The organism is Marinobacter pelagius, assembly GCF_003315345.1.
GTDB classification, from domain to species: Bacteria; Pseudomonadota; Gammaproteobacteria; order Pseudomonadales; family Oleiphilaceae; genus Marinobacter; species Marinobacter pelagius_A.
This window is the reverse complement of the sequence record NZ_QNRO01000015.1, coordinates 1-17,284: the sequence shown is the minus strand read 5'-3', so window position 1 is coordinate 17,284 and position 17,284 is coordinate 1. Positions and strand designations below refer to the sequence as shown.

Below are 17,284 nucleotides of genomic sequence, written 5' to 3'. Positions count from 1 at the left end.
GACACCTCATTGATGAACCATCACACGGTTACGTCCCTTTCGCTTTGCCCGATAAAGGGATCGGTCACAGATTGAAAGCAAATCACGAACCGTCACAACCTCGTCCATGCAGCTGACCACCCCGGCGCTCAGGGTGACCCGGAAATCCTGACTCTCATCACCGACAAAGCTCTCGTTTTCAATGGCGCGCCGGAGATCTTCCGCCACCTGGGCCGCGTTCTCCAGGGACGTCTGTGGCATCAGTATGAGAAATTCCTCACCCCCGGTCCGGGCGACCACGTCGGATTTTCGCACTCTGCGCTGGATCAGCTCACCGAACCTCTTCAGGACCGCATCCCCGACCGGGTGACCGTAAGCATCGTTGATTGCCTTGAAGTGGTCGAGATCCACTGCAACCAGGGAAAACTCCCCGCCATAGCGATCCTGCTGAGCAGCGGTCTCTTCCAGTTTGCGCAGGAAGTAGCGACGATTGAATAGCCCGGTAAGCTCATCGGTGACGGACAGTCTTTCGAGCTCCAGCTCCAGGCGTTTTTCATCGTCAATGTTCATCACCATGCCCTGCCAGACCACCTTGCCATCCGGCTCCTGCTCTGGCTTGGCCACGCCCCGAAGCCAACCGGTCATTCCGCTGTTGATGACCCGGTAATCGCATTCCCATTGTTCGAGAGTGCTGAACGAGTTGGCAATGGAATCATGAACGGCCTCGCGATCTTCAGGGTGAATATGCTGGAAAAGCAACTCAGCATCGGAACAGGCTTCCTCCGGTGTAATTCCAAAGAAATCCTCGACCTTCCTGCTCATATACGTGAAGTAGTAGCCGCCGTCCGGTTCCATGACAAAGGTATAAATAAGGCCCGGCAGAGACTCTGCCAGCTGCGACAGCCGGTGCTCGGTGACCTTCTCTTCGGTTACATCGAGATGGGTTCCCATGAGCCAGCGTGGTTGATCAGTATGCGTACCGTTTAGCAGCATTCCGCGGGTATGGATGTAACGCCAGTCACCATCTTTGTGCCGCATCCGGATGACACACTCAAACTGAGGCCCTTTGCCATCCAGGTATTTCTGTAGGGCTTTCCACGCCAGAGCGAGATCGGCCGGATGGCACAGGCGTTCCCAGGTACCAAAGGTCACCGGAGCAAGTTCATCGAGGGTATACCCCAACATGCCTGCCCAACGCTCGTTAAAGATGACATCGTTGGTGTCCAGGTTCCATTCCCAGGTGCCTGCACCGGTGCCATCCAGTATGGCCTTAAGACGGGTTTCCGGAGATAGCTGCATCCTTTCCCTCTGACCTGGCATTTCCGGCCGCCCAGCGCTCCCCGATAGCTAACGGCAGACGCGATCCGGCGACCTCAAAACCGAACAAGCATTCAGACTAATAAGTGTAGCTGAAAACGGGAGGCACAGACGGGGATAAGAATTAAGCCGGGCTCAGTCGGCAGGCCGCATACTTGAACTCCGGGATTTTCCCGTCCGGGTCCAGCGCCGGGTTAGTAAGCAGGTTGGCCGCAGCTTCCACGAACGCGAAGGGTACAAACACCATGCCCTCAGGCATAGCCTGATCGGCTCGCGCCGTCAGGGTGATGCTGCCGCGCCGGGTGGCGATATGGATGGGGTCTCCAGATTCGACGCCAAGGCGAACCAACTCAGCGGGTGCCAGGAAGGCCGCTGCTTCTGGCTCCCGCTCATCCAGTACCCGACTGCGACGGGTCATGGCGCCAGTGTGCCAGTGCTCCAGGAGGCGCCCGGTGGTTAAAACGATGGGATACGTCTCATCCACCGGCTCATCGGGCGGCAGCGGCCGGGTCGGCGAGAATTTGGCCCGCCCCCCAACGCGCGGGAAGGCCTCGGAGAAGACAACGTCGTGCCCTGATGCGTCGTCGGCGGGGCATGGATAGGTCACGGAACCTTCGCGTTCCAGGCGAGCCCAGGAGATATGATCGAGCGAATGCATGCCCTGCTTCATCTCGGAGAATACTTGCTCGGGGCCCGCGTAGTTCCACCCCAGCCCGAAACGCCGGGCCATTTCCTGGATAATCCACCAGTCGGGTTTTGCCTCCCCGGGCGGCGCCAGAGCGGCACGGCCCATTTGCACCTGCCGGTTGGTATTGGTGACGGTACCTGACTTTTCCGACCAGGCGGCAGCTGGCAGGATGACGTCGGCAAACTGGGCAGTCTCGGTGACGAACAGGTCCTGCACCACCAGGTGCTCGAGAGCAGCGAGCGAGGCGCGGGCGTGGGTCAGATCCGGGTCGGACATCGCAGGATTTTCGCCAAGGATGTACATGCCCTTGATGGTCCCCGCCAGAATGGCTTTCATAATCTCGACAACGGTGAGCCCCGGTTCGGGATCAAGTTTAGTGCTCCAGAGCTCCTCGAAAGCGGCGCGCAGCTGTGCATCGCCCACCGGATGGTAGTCAGGCAGCACCATGGGGATGAGACCAGCGTCTGAGGCGCCCTGAACGTTGTTTTGCCCCCGCAAGGGATGCAGACCAGTACCGGGCCGTCCCGTGTGGCCGCAGGCAAGGGCCATTGAGATCAGGCAGCGGGCGTTGTCGGTACCGTGCACATGCTGGGAAATGCCCATGCCCCAGAAGATCATCGCCCGATCGGCGCCCGCGTAGGCCCGGGCCACCTCGCGAATCGCTTCGGGTTCAACGCCACAGAGGGAGCTCATCACCTCCGGGGTCATGTCCGCGACATTTGCTGCCAGCGCCTCGAAGCCCTCGGTGTGGGCATCGATGTAGGTCTGGTCAAACAGCCCCTCATCGATAATCACGTGGAGCATGGCGTTGAAAAGTGCCACGTCGCCTCCCGGAGAAAAACGCAGGCTGCGCCAGGCGTAGGCGTCCAGCGACTGGCCCCGGGGATCAATGATGATCAGTTTGGTGCCGTTTCGCGCCGCCTGTTTGAAGTAGGTGGCGGCCACTGGATGATTAACGGCAGGGTTGCAGCCGGTGAGGATCACCACATCCGCCTGAAGCGCCTGCATGAACGAGGCGGTGACCGCGCCAGAGCCCAGACACTCCATCAACGCAGCCACGGAGCTGGCGTGGCAGAGCCGGGTGCAGTGGTCAACATTGTTGGAACCAAAGCCTGTACGTATCAGTTTCTGGAACAGCCAGGCTTCTTCGTTGGAACACTTGGCGCTGCCAAAGCCCGCGAGCGCGTCGGGGCCGTGCTCTGCTTTAAGTTGGGTTAATCCGTTTGCTGCCAGATTCAGTGCTTCTTCCCAGCTTGCTTCTCGAAAGTGGGTTAACGGATTGGCCGGATCAAAATCGGGATCAAGCCCCTTGGGGACACCCTCCCGACGGATCAGCGGCCGGGTAAGACGTGCCGAGTGTGATGGATAATCGAAGCCGAAACGGCCCTTCACACAGAGCCGGCCCTGGTTTGAGGGCCCGTCCCTGCCCTCCACAAAGAGGATTCGTCCTTGCTGATTTACTGCGCCATCTGAGGCATGGGCAGGCTCGTCTTTCAAGTGATAGGTCAGCTGGCAGCCCACCCCGCAATAGGGGCAGATGGAGTCCACCGTGCGATCGGCCATGGCGGAGTCTCCTCGACCCTCGGCATCGATCATGGTAGCGGGCATCAGCGCCCCCGTCGGGCAGGCCTGCACGCATTCGCCGCAGGCAACGCAGGTGCTGTCCCCCATGGGATCATCGAAATCGAACACCACCTTGGATGCAGCGCCACGGTGTGCCAGGCCGATGACATCGTTGCCCTGCACCTCGCGGCAGGCGCGCTCGCACAAGCCGCAGGTGATGCAGGCGTCCAGATTCACGTTCATGGCAGAGTGAGTGGCGTCATGGCCCCGGGCGTGGGCCAGCGAATCCGACCGCGGCGAAACATGGTGAACCGTTGGTTCTTCTCGCTCTGAATGGGCCGGGAGGCGTTGGCGCACCGCAGCGGCATCAATCGCCAGTTGGTCCGAGGTTTCCCACAGATGACTTGAACGATCGGGGCTGCTATCTCGCGGAGGTTGATCGGCCAGCAGCAATTCCAGCACGCCCTTCCTGGCTTCCTGGGCTCTCGTGGAACCCGCACTTCGTACCACCATGCCGGGCGTGGCCTCGCGGATACAGCTTGCGGCGAGCACCCGCTCACCCTCCACTTCCACCATGCAGGCGCGGCAATTGCCATCCGCGCGGTAACCCGGGGTGTCTTTGAAGCATAAGTGGGGGATAGTCTCACCAGCGCGCTTGGCCACCTGCCACAGGGTTTCGCCGGAGAAGGCCTGAACTTCAGCGTCATCCAGTGTCAGGGTGAAGCTTGTGGTCGCATCGCTCACGGCTGCTTTTCGATGGCTCATGGGTGCCTCCCCTAACCTTTCGCTATCAGGTTGCTGCTGGCGAGTTCGCTGCGGAAGTCTCGCAGCAGACTGAGTACCGGATTGGGCGCGGCCTGGCCCAGACCGCAGATGGAAGCATCCGCCATTACTCTGGCCAGCTGCTGGAGCGTCCGCTCATCCCAGGTATCGCGCTCCAATAACGTGAGCATTTTCTCGGTGCCAACACGGCAGGGCGTGCACTGGCCGCATGACTCATCGGCGAAAAAGCTCAGAAGGTTGCGGGCTACCGCAGCCAGATCGTCCTGGTCAGACAAAACGATCACGGCAGCAGAGCCGATGAAGCAGCCGTGCTCCTGCAGCGTATCGAAATCCAGGGGAATGCCTGCTTTGCTGGCGGGCAGTATGCCGCCTGAGGCCCCGCCGGGCAGATATGCCAGCAGGCGATGCCCTTCCGCCATGCCGTCGCAGTATTCCTCTATCAACTCATTCAGGGTGATGCCCGCTGGGGCAAGGTGAACCCCAGGCCGGGCGACTCGCCCGGAGACTGAAAAGCTTCGTAGGCCGCGACGACCATGCCGCCCCTGGTTGGCGAACCAGTCGGCGCCCTGGGCGTGGATGCGCGGAATCCAGTAAACCGTCTCGACGTTGTTAACCAGGGTGGGCTGGTTAAACAGCCCCTTCTGGGCAACGAACGGCGGGCGATGGCGTGGCTTGCCGGGTTTGCCCTCGAGGGACTCGATCAGAGCGGACTCCTCGCCGCAGATGTACGCGCCTGCGCCCCGCCGCAGGATCACGAAACCGGGTTCTACGATGCCGGCAGCTTCCAGCTCGGCAACGGCGTCTTTCAGCACACCGAGGAGGCCGGGATATTCATCCCGCAGGTAAATGTAGAGAGCCTTCGCCTCAACCGCCCAGGCGCTAACCAGTGCACCTTCCAGGAAGACGTGGGGTTCTCGTTCCAGGTAATAACGATCTTTGAAGGTGCCCGGTTCACCCTCGTCGGCATTGATCACCGCGTAACGGGGCCCGGCTTCGGCCCGCACGGCCTGCCATTTACGGAACGTGGGGAACCCGGCACCGCCGAGACCGCGCAGACTTGCATGTTCCAGTTCCTGCATCAGCGATTCAATGCTCACCCGGCCTTCGTGGCAATCGGCGAGTAATTGATAGCCACCTACCGAGCGGTAATCCGCCAGCTTCTGCCAATGGATTTCGTCGGGTTGAACCTGCTTTTGTTCGACTGCCGCGCCAACCGTCTGGGCAGTGGCGTTGCATACATGATGTTGTCCCACGGCCACCACGGGTGCTGTATCGCAGCGCCCCATGCAGGGCGCACGGACCACACGCACCTGGCTCGGGTCAGTCCCATCAGCCAGTGCCTCGTGCAGTGCCCCTGCGCCCGCCAGCTGGCAGGAAAGCGAATCACACACCCTCAGAGTTATATCCGGCGGTGGGGTTTGTTCATCGTGAATGACGTCGAAATGGGCGTAGAACGTGGCCGTTTCATAAATGACGGCCATGGGCAGGTTCATGAAAGTCGCAAGGGCCCGGAGGCGGGGCATGGGGAGGTAACCATCTGCGTCCTGCATTACATGCAGGTGCTCGATAAGGCGATCGCGGTGGCGCAATGACGAATCGACACGTTCGTCACCAATCAGGTCCCGCAGCTCCGACAATGCCGAGGGTTCCAGTTGGCGGCCACGAGGAGAAGCGCGCCGGGGTTTGACCTTCTTTTCGTCTGTTCTCATTGTTTTTGACCAGGCCCCGAAGTATGAAAGACAGCCATGTCGGCTGGCCTGACTGGTTACCCGTCATTGAAGCATATCAGGGTGTGGTGCCACCAGAGGATCGTAAATCCGGATAGGTAGTCGGCCCAGGCCTCAAATCTTCAAGGTATCCGACATCAAGCCCACGCTCGATGAGCGGTGTCGGCCGTTTGTCGCCCTACCGATATATGGATGCTGCTAGATAACCTGTGAGTGCCGAGCTACTCTCAACCTATATGAGGCGTCATCTGTCGCTGCATTTAGCGCCAATCAGGGGGATTATCATTCAAAATGCAAGATAGAAATGGAACTCGGTCAGTCTCAGAAGAAAGTGAGGAAAAGTTCTACGAGTTGATAGAGAGTCTCCCGATGGTGGCTGTCCAGGGCTATGACCGACAGCGACGGGTAATTTACTGGAATGAAGCAAGCACGCGTATTTACGGCTATTCCCGGGAAGAAGCCCACGGGGAGTTATTGGAAGACCTGATCATTCCCGAACACATGCGCGACGGAGTGATCAACGCGCATCGCAACTGGCTCGAAAACGATATTGGTATCCCCGCCGAGGAACTTGAGCTCAAGCACAAGCACGGGCATTTGGTTCCTGTTTACTCAAGCCATGTGATGATCAAACAGGAAACCGGCGACTGCGAGATGTTCTGCATCGACATCAGTCTGGAGGAACAAAGGCGTGCAAGGGATGAACTTTACCAGCGCGCCAGCTTCGATGATCTGACCGGCTTACCGAACCGGCATTTGATGGAGGCAGAATTGTCGAGCAGATTGGACGAAGCCAACCGTTTGCAGCAGGAGGTGGCAGTCGTTTTTATCGATCTGGACAATTTCAAGGTTATAAACGACACCCTTAGTCATCATCACGGTGACAACCTGCTGAAAGCCGTCGCCAAGACTCTTAAACGGGCAATCCGTGGTGGAGACATGCTGAGTCGATTTGGCGGGGACGAATTTGTCCTGCTGCTATTCGACTTCGAGGGCCCCGAAGGAATACACGAACTTGTTCTCAGGTTGCTTAACGTCCTGGAACATGAAGTTCATCTCAATGATGATTGCTATCAGGTTACTGCCAGTTTCGGTGTAAGCCTGTTTCCACATAACGGCACCACTGTGGCCGAACTTATGGGCAACGCAGACGCGGCTATGTACGAAGCAAAAGACGCCGGTAAAAATGGCGTTTGCTTCTACACCCCGGACATGAACGACAGGCTGGTCCGCTACCAGGAAATTACCAGCCTTCTTCGGGATGCCCTCAACAACGATGGTTTCGAGTTGTATTTCCAACCTCAGGTCAATTTGCAAGAAAAAAGGAGCGACTCCTGCGAGGCCCTTCTGCGCTGTTTTAACGGGCAATCCAAAGCAATCTCCCCGGCCACGTTCATTCCAGTGGCGGAAAAGTCCGGCCTCATCAATCGGATTGGCGAATGGGTGATCGAAGCTGCATGTAAACAACTAAGCGGCTGGCAAAAAACCCCTTTTAAAAACCTGCGGGTGGACATCAACCTGTCAGGACGTCAACTGACTAACCCGCATCTGGCCAACCATATTCTTGAAACCCTTCAACGCTACAGCCTCAGGCCCGAACAGCTTGGGGTAGAATTGACTGAGAATGAGGTTTTCGGCACCGATGAAAGCCAAATGAGACAACTGGAAAAACTTAAGCAGGCTGGAGTTCATATCTCGATCGACGACTTCGGCACCGGATATTCATCACTCGTCTATCTGCGAAGACTGCCGGTTTGCGGAATAAAAATCGACCGCAGTTTTCTTCAACACGCCATGAAGAATAATGCGGACATGGCAATCATGCAGGCTATGATTACGGTCGGCCACAGCTTGGGCTTGAGTGTTTTGGTCGAGGGAGTTGAAACAGATGAACAAGCCAACCTGGTGACAAGCCTGGGTTGCGATATCGCCCAGGGTTTCCTCTACGCCAAGCCCATGCCGGCAGATGAATTTGAGAAATTTCTGAGCAACTTCTGACCAACCCACCCTATCCCTGCTTGTGTTCCGTCAACAGGTCCTGTCCAAAATAGATACCGACAAAACACAGGAAACAGTCGGCCATACCAGCTCGAAACCCGAGATCGCGTCTATCAAGACAATTCAGGGAGGTAAGACCTTTACTTTCAAGGAAAAATGGAGGCGCGGGTCGGAATCGAACCGGCGTACACGGAGTTGCAGTCCGCTGCATAACCACTCTGCCACCGCGCCGGGGAAAGCCTGTGATACTGGCTTTTGCTCTCAGGAGGCATTGAGAGACTTGAATTGTGATTTCCAACCGGCTGACCGGAGAGAAATTGGAGCGGGAAACGAGATTCGAACTCGCGACCCCAACCTTGGCAAGGTTGTGCTCTACCAACTGAGCTATTCCCGCTATGTGTTCAGAGGCATTGCCTCGTCAACGGCTGCGTATTCTACGGATTACGGTTCTGTCGTCAATACTTTTTTTCAAGTTTCTGTTTTACAGGGATTTATTGATCAAACTTTGTTCTCCGCGCATGCACGTGTAAATGCCTATGCGAAAGTTCTGGGCTTTTCCTGGTGGAAGGAGTACATTGGCCCTCGTTGGAAAGATTTAGCAAAGCATTTCATCAATAAGACACTGCCAAGCATTAGCAAGTCCTGTTTTTGATCCCGCCAGTTTTTTGTTTCCCGCACAACGCTGATCAGTGATCACAACGATTCCTGGCGGCACATTGAAAATATTGAATTCAGGATTTTTATCTATGTCTACTACTACCGGCACCGTCAAGTTCTTCAACGAATCCAAAGGCTTCGGCTTCATCACTCGCGAAAGCGGCCCGGACGTATTCGTTCACTACAGCGCTATTCAGGGCGGCGGTTTCAAGACTCTGGCTGAAGGCCAGCAGGTCGAGTTCACCGTGACCCAGGGCCAGAAAGGTCCTCAGGCGGAAAACGTGGTTGGTCTGTAACTAACAGCCAAGACACGAAAAAGGCAGCTTCGGCTGCCTTTTTTCGTTTTCAGGATACTGGCTCGCTCTTAAGCGCCTGCAGATCCCTGGGCTCGACGCCCAGATCCTGCCAGGATTCCGGATGGCAGGTGAACAAGAGAATCTGATGCCGCTGCGCCGCATCGAACAGAATCCGTTTCATGCCATCCAGCCGCTCCGCATCGGAGTGCACCAGGGTATCGTCCAGGATAATCAGCGTCGGCCGCCCCGCTTCCTGCAGCAGGTCCGCATAGGCCAGCCGACTGATCAGCCCCATCTGCTCCCGTGCCCCGAAACTCAGTTCGGTCATCTGTCCCAGCTCGTTACCACGGGTAAACCTGCCCGGCATCAAGTGTTCATCCACCTCCAGCGTCGCCTCGGGGAAGAGTACCGAAAGGTAGTGATCCAGGTGTTTTTGTAGCGGTGCCTGCAAGCGACGGGTCAACGCCTGACGTTTCCCGATAAGCACATTCAAAAGTAGATTGAGCGCCCGGGCACGCCGGTGAAGTTCATCGTAGCGGCGATTGATGTGCTCAAACTCCCCGGATTTCTCGCTGAGCAGCTCCTCAAGGCCTTCTGCCCCCCAGGCTTCCAGCCGGACCCTTATATCCCGGAGTTCCCGCTCCCGGTTTTCCTGGGCTTTCTGCTGGGTTTCTGCCGCCTGCCGGAATCGCTGGATGTCCTGTTGAAGCAGTTCCGGTCGGGCCTCACGGATCTTTTTGGTCAGTGCTTCCAGGTTGCCCAATACTGCCGCTTCCCGCTTCTCCGATTCCGAGATTTTGTCGGCAAGTTCACGAAGCTGGCGCTGGCTTTCGGAATTATTCAATTCCTCCCTGAGTTGCTGCCATTCCCGGTTGGCGTTCTCCACATTCTGTCTGGCAGTCAGGATGGCGGTCTGGTGTTTGCTCCGGGCACTTTCGGCTTCTGAAAGATGCTGTTCCGCCTCTTTCCTGGCCCTTTCGGCCTCTGCAAGGCCCGGAAGATTGCCGTCAGCCAGTCCTGATGACGTCCGTAGCGCATCGAGCTCCGCCTTTCGAGCCTCCAGTTCCGCCAGGGTATCCCGGGTTTCACTCTGAAGACGTTCTCGCCCCTGCGGCGCAACCGACGCCAACAGATCCCCAGTGTGCTTCAGGCGGTTCTCCGCATCCCGAAACCGCGTCAGTTTCTGTTCCGCATCTTCAACCTGACGGACACCAAGTGCTCGAAGATGTTCTCCCAGGGTTTGCTCAAGATGCGCCAGGGTGCGCCGGACACTCGCCAGATCTTCACCACCCGGCGTGATTTCAAGGCGTCCCACACCAGGAATCTCCAGGGTGGTCTCCTCGAGCAGGCGACGCTCACCCTCCCCTTCGATACTTTCGTCGCTGAGATAAAGGCTGTGCCCCTGCTCCAGCTGCCAGGTCAGGCGTGTGGCTATGGTCTGGGACCTGATTGCTTCTTCGTCCAGTTGGCGCTGGGTCACCCTGGCCTGTTGCACCAGATCAGGGTCAACCCTGTTCTCCTGCTTCTGCTTTCTGGCCTCGTCCAGCTTTTGCTGGAATTCGGTGGCCTTGTCCAGGTTTTGCCGGAGAGTCTTGTGCTGGTTTTCCAGCCGAGTGACTTCCTGTTTGAGCCTGGTCAGACTTTCCAGCTGGCGGGCCTGTTCGACGGTCTTGATTGCTGCGTCATAGCTTTCACGCGCATCCTGAAGAGCCTTGTCGAAAGCGGGGGTTCGAGCCTCCTCCTCTGCCAGGGTCTCCCGGGCCCTACGGAGATCGGTTTCACGCTGTTCCAGTTTTTTGCCCTGGCTCTGCAGTTGCTCCAGATTCTGGCGGAGTAGATTCAGATTCTGGCGCACATGATCGAGTGTCTCCTGCTCTCTGACCTGCTGTGCCTGAAGAGACTCGACCTGACGAAATTGTTCCTGAGCCTGCTCCATCCTGCGGCGGGCCTCTTCCCAGGGCCGGTCCCGGTTCGCTCTCTCAAACTCCGCCGCCAGTGTGCCAAGTCGATCCACCTGGGCCTGGTATTGCCCGATCCGTGTCTGCAACTCCATAATCTCGGCTTCCAGCTCGGCACGCTCCTTTTCCAGCTGCAGATATTCCCCTCGGGGCTTTCCAGTTCCGGTAAGCAACTCCGCCCGCTGTTTTTCCACGGCCTGGATCACATCGTCACCGCCGGTGCTGGCCACTTCGCCAACCAGATTGTTGAGGGCGGATTTCAGGTGATCGCCGGCGTGCTCAACGGCCTTTTCGATATCCTGGCCGGTGCCCTGCTCGACCCAGAGCAACCCCGGTATACCCCAGTGCTCTTCCTTACTCGCGCCCTTCTTGGGGAACTGATAGCCCAGCAACTCCGCCAGTTTCTCTTCGGCCTCTTCACCGCTGAAACTATGGCCATCAACCTGCAGATCACAGCGTTTACGCTGGAGGAAGCTTTTGGTCAGTGACCATTGGTGGCCGCCATGCTCAAAGCCCAGTTCAATCGACGGGGCCGCTGCAGAGTCGCCCCAGGGGCGCAGATCTTCAACAGATTTGGAGCGATGCCGTTCAAAAAAGGCGGCCCGGATCGCTCGCACCAAGGTGCTTTTACCGGACTCGTTCGGCCCGTGAATCAGGTTGATACCCGGCTGAAGCCCTTCAAGGGCAATCGGATTCCTGAACTGGCGAACCTGTTCGATCCTGAGTCTCTCGAGTCTCACTGGCTGACCTCCTGCTTACCGCTATTGAGCAGCCCTGTGAGGATTGCCAGCGCATCCCTGGCCGGTTCCGGGCTGTCTCCCACCTGAAGCTGCCTCAACTCCTCGATGGTTTCCCCCAGGTAGCCATCGGCCTTAAGCGCCGCGATATCTTCCTCGGTAGGCTCGAGCTGGAGGGCGCCACGGTCGCAACTGACGCTTCGGAACCGGGCCTCCGCTAATGAGAGTGCGTGATCCAGACGCTGAAGGCCTTCCAGGGTAATGGCGCCATCGAGGCGGATATCCAGAACCGACGCTTCAGGTAGCGCCTCCAGACGCTCGATCAGCCGGTCCAGGTCCGAAGGCACAGATAACGTTTCCCGCCACTGATGCCAGCGATAGCGGGCAGTATCAACGCTTTTGATGTCAGGCACCGCGCCAGGCTCGGAAATATCAACTATCAGGGCATAACCGGCGTCGTTGTTGCGGAAACGCTCCGGCTCCGGCGTACCGCTGTACCAGGTTCGCTCGTTGATCTGCTTGGCGCCGTGCCAGTCGCCCAACGCCAGGTAATCAAGGTTGGCCTGCTCCGCCCGTTCCGGTGCGATGGGGTTGGTCGCATCCACCTCATCCGGCAGAACACCTTGTACGCTGCCATGGGCCAGACCCACACGCAGAAGACCGGCGGGCGTCTCGCGCTCGCTGAAGTCTTCGGTCAGGTCACTGTAGGTATGGCGCTGGGTCAGGGGAGCGCTGAGTACTGCGATCCTCTGGTCTTCCAGCAGGATTACGCCCGGCTCAAGGGCCAGCTGAACGTTATCGGGTACCGCCTTGAGCCTCCGGGCCCGTGTCCAGACACTCTCGGCAAGGGCTGCATCGTGGTTACCGGGGAGCATGACCCAGGGGCCCTTGAACGCACTGGTCGCATTGAATACACGGCGGATCGTCCGGTCAGATACGCCTTGGGCGTCAAACACATCACCTGCCACCAGCACCGCATCGCACTGATGCTCGACGGCCAGTTGCGCCAACCTCTCAATCGCTGCATAACGGGCTTCCACCAGCGCCGCGCCATCTTCCGTTTCAAAGCGACTGAACGACCGGCCCATCTGCCAGTCTGCGGTATGAAGAAATCTGGGCACAAATATTCCCCTGTCCGAATGCATGCTCTCTCGACACGCAATCAAGGTTACCCGTACCTGAAGAAAAATGCACAACTCTCTGATTGGCGGGGGCTTTGGGCTGAAGAAGAAAGCGGATAAGCCGGAGAAGGCGGGAGTCAGATGAACGCTTTAATCTGACCCCAATTTCACGCCTTGGACGCGACAATCACCACAGCAACCAGCACACCCCCTGCCAGAGCAACAAGGCTGAATTTCTTCTGTTCCTGCTCCGCTCTGGGCAGAAGGTGTGTTGCACCGACGTAGACAAGAGCGCCTGCGGACAACGAGAGCAAGGCGCCGTGAGACTGCTGATCAATGTCGTTAACCAGCGGATATGAAACGAGCATACCGAGGGGTGTTGTAGCAGCCGCCGCCATAAACGCGAGAATCATGGCCAATTTCGGGGCAACCCCGCCCCGAACAAGCAGGAGATAGGTAATGATCCCTTCCGGGAACTCGTGAAGCACCATCCCCACCGTCGCGAGATAGCCGGTGAAGATGCTCACCGTAAATGAGATTGAGTAGATGAAACCGTCAATGAACGAGTGAAACCCGATCCCCAGCATCGGGATGACACCAATTACATAGTCCTTTCTGGCCGGGTTCTTCTCGCACACAAAGGCCGTCAGAAAACGATTGAAAAGATGGAGACCCATGAAGCCCGACAATAGCCAGATCGGTGCATCCGGGTTCATGGAAAAGGATTTAGGGATGATATGGAGAAAGGAGGCCGAAATGAGAACACCCGCCGCAAAGCATATAAAGTAGGTGGTGTTTCGATGTCCCCAGTCCGCAAAACGGCGAATCGTGAAAATGCCGACGGATGTAACCAGTGCGGCGAGGATGCTCGTTGTCAGCGCGGTCCAGAAGGTATCATCCATGCAGGCGCCCGGCTCTCCCAGTTTCGAGAAAATGGTTGAGATAAACGATATATCCCATTAATTTCTAGTGATTTCCATGAGCCCACGACTCAGACTGGCCACCTTCTCGAAACCATTCTCCCTGAGAATATTGACGGCCATGGCTGACCGCCGACCAGACCGGCAGAGCGCGACCACCGGTTTCTCCCTTGGGACATCGCCCACTCGCGACCTTAGCTGGTCCAGCGGGATGTGAAGATCCACCAGTGCTTCGGTGACCGGGCAGTCTTTGACTTCCTCAGCAAGCCTGACGTCAAGAACTGTTACCTCATCAAGGTGATGCTCAAGCCACTCTTCCCCGGTTTCCGGGACCCCGGCGTAAGTCAGCCGGATATCGGCCCAATCCGGCTCTTCTGGCAGCTTTCCATCCTCAGGGCACCCGCTGCGAAGGTTCGCCGGGAGAGCCTCGTCGATTTTTTTGGGATGAGGAAGCTTCATGGCGTTCATGTATTCCACGAAGTCCGTTTCGTTCGCCCCTCCACCTACGCGAGCATTGAATGCCTTTTCTTCCCCGATAGTGCTGACGCTCCGACCATGATAGTCGTGCGCCGGATAGACCAGGCAGGAAACCGGGAGCGCGAACAGTTTACTGGTGATCGACTCGAACAGTTTATGGGCACTACCCTGCTGGAAATCACTGCGGCCACAACCCCGGATCAGTATGGCATCTCCGGTGAACACCATTGACTGATCCGCCATGACATAGCTCATACACCCGTCGGTATGACCCGGCGTCGATATGGCCCGAAGTGTAACCCCTGCCACGCCGAATTCCTGGCCATCCTCGAGTGGAACATCCACATGCTCCGCTCCTATGGCTTTGGCGGAGGCAATTCTGCAGCCGGTTTTCTGGTTGAGGAGCCAGGCGGCGGTGATGTGATCCGCATGGGCGTGGGTATCAGCTGCGAGCACCAGTGTCAGACCGAGTTCGTCCAGCAGTGCCAGGTCCCTCTTCGCCTGGGAAAACACTGCGTCGATCAGAATTGCCTCTTTTTCGTTCTCATCTGCCAGAAGATAGGTAAAGGTCGAAGATGCATCGTCAAACAGTTGCCGGAAAATCATGATAGGTCCCTCTTCAGGCAGTCCATGGAACAGGATTTTTCATCAGTGCAAATAGTATAGACGCCCCAGTTAATTGCACCACAGCCGGTCGGGATTTCTCCCATCGAAAAAATTCCATTTATTTTTCCGTGACCTAGGGAGCATTTTGCCTGTTCCGAATGACGATAGATGGAATATATCGTACCGATATAAGGTTATACCTTGCAGGAATTACCGCTTAGTCCTATCTTGGAAACCGTCAACTGACAACCCAATCTCAAGAGGACATTTCTATGGAAACTCAAACAGCACCTGTAGCGGGCCTGCCGCGCATCAACGAACCGGCTCCGGATTTCAAAGCCCTGACTACCGACGGCGAGAAGTCCCTGAGCGATTACAAGGGCAAGTGGCTGGTTCTGTTCTCCCACCCGGCTGACTTCACTCCGGTTTGCACCACCGAGTTCATGGCTTTCGCTCAAGCGGCGCCGGAATTCGCCAAGATGAACTGCGAACTGCTGGGCCTGTCCATCGACAGCATCCACTCCCACATTGCCTGGATGCGCAACATCAAACAGAACTGGGGCGTTGAGATCCCGTTCCCGATCATCGAAGACCTGAAGATGGAAGTAGCCAAAGCCTACGGGATGATCCATCCGGGTGCCGGCGACACCTCCGCGGTTCGCGCCACCTTCATCATCGATCCGAACGGCATCCTGCGGGCCATGGTGTACTACCCGATGAGCAACGGCCGCTCCATCCCCGAGTTCCTGCGCCTGCTGGAAGCCCTGCAGACCAGTGACGAGCACGGTGTGGCTACTCCGGAAGGCTGGAAGAAAGGCGACAAGGTCATCGTTCCGCCGGCCAAGACTGCCGAAGGCGCCAACTCACGTGTCGAGTCCGGTGACTACGAGTGCAAGGATTTCTACTTCTGCACCAAGTCCCTCTAAGCGGTATATCGCTTTACTCAGGCGACTGATTCACAGCCCTTTGCCGGACCTTGAGGTCCGGCTTTTTTTTGCCTGCCAGAACGACGAAAGCACCCTGCCCCGTTCCGGGCAATGCAGGCTCGATTTCTGTGGTTTCCGGAAGTGACTTGAAAAGCGTTTGCACCCGATCTTCCAACATAAACCCGTTACCCTCCAGCAGACGTTCCACTTCCGATACCGAGAAAAACTCCGCATCGCGATAGAAGACGCTTTCTTCCTTGTGCTTTTGATACAAGGTGCCAAGTTCACTGTCCCGGTCGATCAAACCAATGATCACCCGGCCTTCCGGCACCAGTACCCGATGGATTTCGGCAAGCATTTCAGAGGCTGAATCAACGAAACAGATGGTGGTCACTACCAGGACATAATCGAAGACGCCGGTCTTGAAGGGGAGTTGCTCCGCCTTGGCCACAGCCACGTTCATACCCCGCGAGCGGGCGTAATTGAGCATGGCCGGGGCAGGATCTATCCCGTACTCCACCCCCAGGGGTACCGAGAACCTGCCACTACCGACCCCGACCTCCAGCCCATTTCCTTCAACGGGGACAAAAATCCGTGTAGCCAGCAACTCGGAAATGTACGCTTCGAGATGCCGGGCAAACCAGGATTCATAACGTTCATGGTGTTGCTCGAATGGCTCGCTTTTCGGCATCGGGTTCTGCTCCCTGCCCAAACTTCTTGTTGTTATCAAACAACGCCCTGATCACTGACAGGATAGCTTGAGACGAGGGACCCTGCGGTGTACCAGCTCTCCAACCACCCGAAAAGCGATCATAGACCTCTTATATTGAACCGATATATCTTTATTCCTTGAGATAATGCGGCGCGGGATTTATCTTGAACCTCCAAGCTCACCGGGTAACGGCAACTGAACCGGAACACTCGGTCCCTGTCTATTCGGTACCGTCGTCGGCGTTTTGCAGCGGCGTTCTACAAGAGATTAACGAGGTATTTCACGATGAAAACTGTTCACGAAATGGTCCAGGCTGCCAAGACCGAAATCCGGGAAGTACCTTTGGAGGAATCCGAAGAGGCGATCAAGCAGGCGGACATGCTGATTGATGTCCGGGAAGCCGACGAGTACCACGCCGGCCATATTCCGGGCGCCGTCAATATTCCCCGGGGCATCCTGGAATTCAAACTTACCAACGATCCCGCCCTGGAAGATCGGGGGCTGAATATGGTGATCTACTGCAAGAACAGTGGTCGCTCTGCCCTGTCGGCAAAAGCCATGAAAGAAATGGGCTATATCCACGTGCAATCCATTTCCGGAGGAATCGAGGCCTGGCAGGAAGCAGGCAAGCCGGTGGTGAAACCGGAACTGCCTGATTTCGACTGACTGCCCACTCAATTGGCAGGACTTAAAAATTGAAAAGCCGCCTCCGGTCAGGAGGCGGCTCAGATTGCTGACAAACCCTCGCCATCGCGGCGGGGGTTTGTTGTAATTGGGGTATCGACTTTTCAGAGGCTGCCCCATGCTCAAAGAGCCGTC

At 57.1% G+C, this 17,284-nt stretch carries 13 protein-coding genes and 2 tRNA genes; 5 read left to right on the top strand and 10 right to left on the bottom strand.

Features of this window, described 5'->3' with window-relative positions:
* Window positions 1–6 precede the first annotated feature (6 nt).
* The 3 genes from DET50_RS13155 to DET50_RS13145 all read right to left on the bottom strand — a co-directional run bounded on the left by DET50_RS13155 (window position 7) and on the right by DET50_RS13145 (window position 6,039).
* Window positions 7–1,278, bottom strand: a complete 1,272-nt coding sequence (locus tag DET50_RS13155; protein ID WP_113863301.1) for a sensor domain-containing diguanylate cyclase — start codon at window positions 1,276–1,278, stop codon at window positions 7–9.
* Window positions 1,279–1,420: 142 nt separating this feature from the next.
* The gene (gene fdhF, locus DET50_RS13150) at window positions 1,421–4,312 is read right to left on the bottom strand and encodes a formate dehydrogenase subunit alpha (RefSeq protein ID WP_113863300.1); all 2,892 of its coding nucleotides are present in this window, start codon (window positions 4,310–4,312) and stop codon (window positions 1,421–1,423) included.
* 11 nt (window positions 4,313–4,323) lie between these two features.
* A complete protein-coding gene (locus tag DET50_RS13145; protein WP_113863299.1) occupies window positions 4,324–6,039 on the bottom strand; it encodes an NADH-ubiquinone oxidoreductase-F iron-sulfur binding region domain-containing protein in 1,716 nt (571 codons plus the stop codon).
* Window positions 6,040–6,348: 309 nt separating this feature from the next.
* On the opposite strand from DET50_RS13145, the gene DET50_RS13140 reads away from it, so the two are divergent.
* Window positions 6,349–8,055, top strand: coding sequence for a putative bifunctional diguanylate cyclase/phosphodiesterase (locus tag DET50_RS13140; RefSeq protein WP_113863298.1), 1,707 nt, complete (start codon window positions 6,349–6,351; stop codon window positions 8,053–8,055).
* A gap of 157 nt (window positions 8,056–8,212) precedes the next feature.
* Here the strand turns inward: DET50_RS13140 and DET50_RS13135 are convergent.
* Window positions 8,213–8,286, bottom strand: a tRNA-Cys gene (locus tag DET50_RS13135).
* Window positions 8,287–8,373: 87 nt separating this feature from the next.
* Window positions 8,374–8,449, bottom strand: a tRNA-Gly gene (locus tag DET50_RS13130).
* Here DET50_RS13130 and DET50_RS19355 point away from each other — a divergent pair.
* Together DET50_RS19355 and DET50_RS13125 are read left to right on the top strand one after the other, a co-directional pair.
* Window positions 8,423–8,707 (top strand): hypothetical protein, encoded by a 285-nt coding sequence (locus tag DET50_RS19355; protein WP_147252219.1) that lies wholly within the window; start codon window positions 8,423–8,425, stop codon window positions 8,705–8,707. The genes DET50_RS13130 and DET50_RS19355 overlap by 27 nt on opposite strands.
* A gap of 94 nt (window positions 8,708–8,801) precedes the next feature.
* Window positions 8,802–9,008, top strand: a complete 207-nt coding sequence (locus tag DET50_RS13125; RefSeq protein WP_092006293.1) for a cold-shock protein — start codon at window positions 8,802–8,804, stop codon at window positions 9,006–9,008.
* Between the two features lie 49 nt (window positions 9,009–9,057).
* On the opposite strand, the gene DET50_RS13120 is transcribed toward DET50_RS13125, so the two are convergent.
* The 4 genes from DET50_RS13120 to DET50_RS13105 form a co-directional block, all read right to left on the bottom strand.
* On the bottom strand, window positions 9,058–11,706 hold the full coding sequence (locus tag DET50_RS13120; RefSeq protein WP_113863297.1) for an AAA family ATPase: 2,649 nt from the start codon (window positions 11,704–11,706) through the stop codon (window positions 9,058–9,060).
* Window positions 11,703–12,824, bottom strand: coding sequence for a metallophosphoesterase family protein (locus DET50_RS13115; RefSeq protein WP_113863296.1), 1,122 nt, complete (start codon window positions 12,822–12,824; stop codon window positions 11,703–11,705). The genes DET50_RS13120 and DET50_RS13115 overlap by 4 nt, the downstream gene beginning before the upstream one ends.
* Window positions 12,825–12,991: 167 nt before the next feature.
* On the bottom strand, window positions 12,992–13,726 hold the full coding sequence (locus DET50_RS13110; protein WP_113863295.1) for a ZIP family metal transporter: 735 nt from the start codon (window positions 13,724–13,726) through the stop codon (window positions 12,992–12,994).
* A gap of 57 nt (window positions 13,727–13,783) precedes the next feature.
* Window positions 13,784–14,827 carry an MBL fold metallo-hydrolase gene (locus tag DET50_RS13105; protein WP_113863294.1) on the bottom strand — a complete coding sequence of 348 codons (1,044 nt, stop codon included), beginning with the start codon at window positions 14,825–14,827 and terminating at the stop codon, window positions 13,784–13,786.
* A 272-nt stretch (window positions 14,828–15,099) separates the two neighbouring features.
* Here DET50_RS13105 and DET50_RS13100 point away from each other — a divergent pair, with 272 nt between their 5' ends.
* Window positions 15,100–15,753 (top strand): peroxiredoxin, encoded by a 654-nt coding sequence (locus DET50_RS13100; RefSeq protein WP_113863293.1) that lies wholly within the window; start codon window positions 15,100–15,102, stop codon window positions 15,751–15,753.
* Window positions 15,754–15,766: 13 nt separating this feature from the next.
* On the opposite strand, the gene DET50_RS13095 is transcribed toward DET50_RS13100, so the two are convergent.
* Window positions 15,767–16,444: a class I SAM-dependent methyltransferase gene (locus DET50_RS13095; RefSeq protein WP_113863292.1), complete on the bottom strand. Its 678-nt coding sequence runs from the start codon at window positions 16,442–16,444 to the stop codon at window positions 15,767–15,769.
* A 306-nt stretch (window positions 16,445–16,750) separates the two neighbouring features.
* Here DET50_RS13095 and DET50_RS13090 point away from each other — a divergent pair, with 306 nt between their 5' ends.
* Window positions 16,751–17,131: a rhodanese-like domain-containing protein gene (locus tag DET50_RS13090; protein WP_113863291.1), complete on the top strand. Its 381-nt coding sequence runs from the start codon at window positions 16,751–16,753 to the stop codon at window positions 17,129–17,131.
* The last annotated feature ends 153 nt before the right edge of the window (window positions 17,132–17,284 follow it).

Bases quoted from the DNA above. Each gene is read 5' to 3' on its own strand.
- DET50_RS13155 (WP_113863301.1), bottom strand. From the start codon at position 1,278: ATGCAGCTATCTCCGGAAACCCGTCTTAAGGCCATACTGGATGGCACC.
- fdhF (WP_113863300.1), bottom strand. From the start codon at position 4,312: ATGAGCCATCGAAAAGCAGCCGTGAGCGATGCGACCACAAGCTTCACC.
- DET50_RS13145 (WP_113863299.1), bottom strand. From the start codon at position 6,039: ATGAGAACAGACGAAAAGAAGGTCAAACCCCGGCGCGCTTCTCCTCGT.
- DET50_RS13140 (WP_113863298.1), top strand. From the start codon at position 6,349: ATGCAAGATAGAAATGGAACTCGGTCAGTCTCAGAAGAAAGTGAGGAA.
- DET50_RS13125 (WP_092006293.1), top strand. From the start codon at position 8,802: ATGTCTACTACTACCGGCACCGTCAAGTTCTTCAACGAATCCAAAGGC.
- DET50_RS13110 (WP_113863295.1), bottom strand. From the start codon at position 13,726: ATGGATGATACCTTCTGGACCGCGCTGACAACGAGCATCCTCGCCGCA.
- DET50_RS13105 (WP_113863294.1), bottom strand. From the start codon at position 14,827: ATGATTTTCCGGCAACTGTTTGACGATGCATCTTCGACCTTTACCTAT.
- DET50_RS13100 (WP_113863293.1), top strand. From the start codon at position 15,100: ATGGAAACTCAAACAGCACCTGTAGCGGGCCTGCCGCGCATCAACGAA.
- DET50_RS13095 (WP_113863292.1), bottom strand. From the start codon at position 16,444: ATGCCGAAAAGCGAGCCATTCGAGCAACACCATGAACGTTATGAATCC.
- DET50_RS13090 (WP_113863291.1), top strand. From the start codon at position 16,751: ATGAAAACTGTTCACGAAATGGTCCAGGCTGCCAAGACCGAAATCCGG.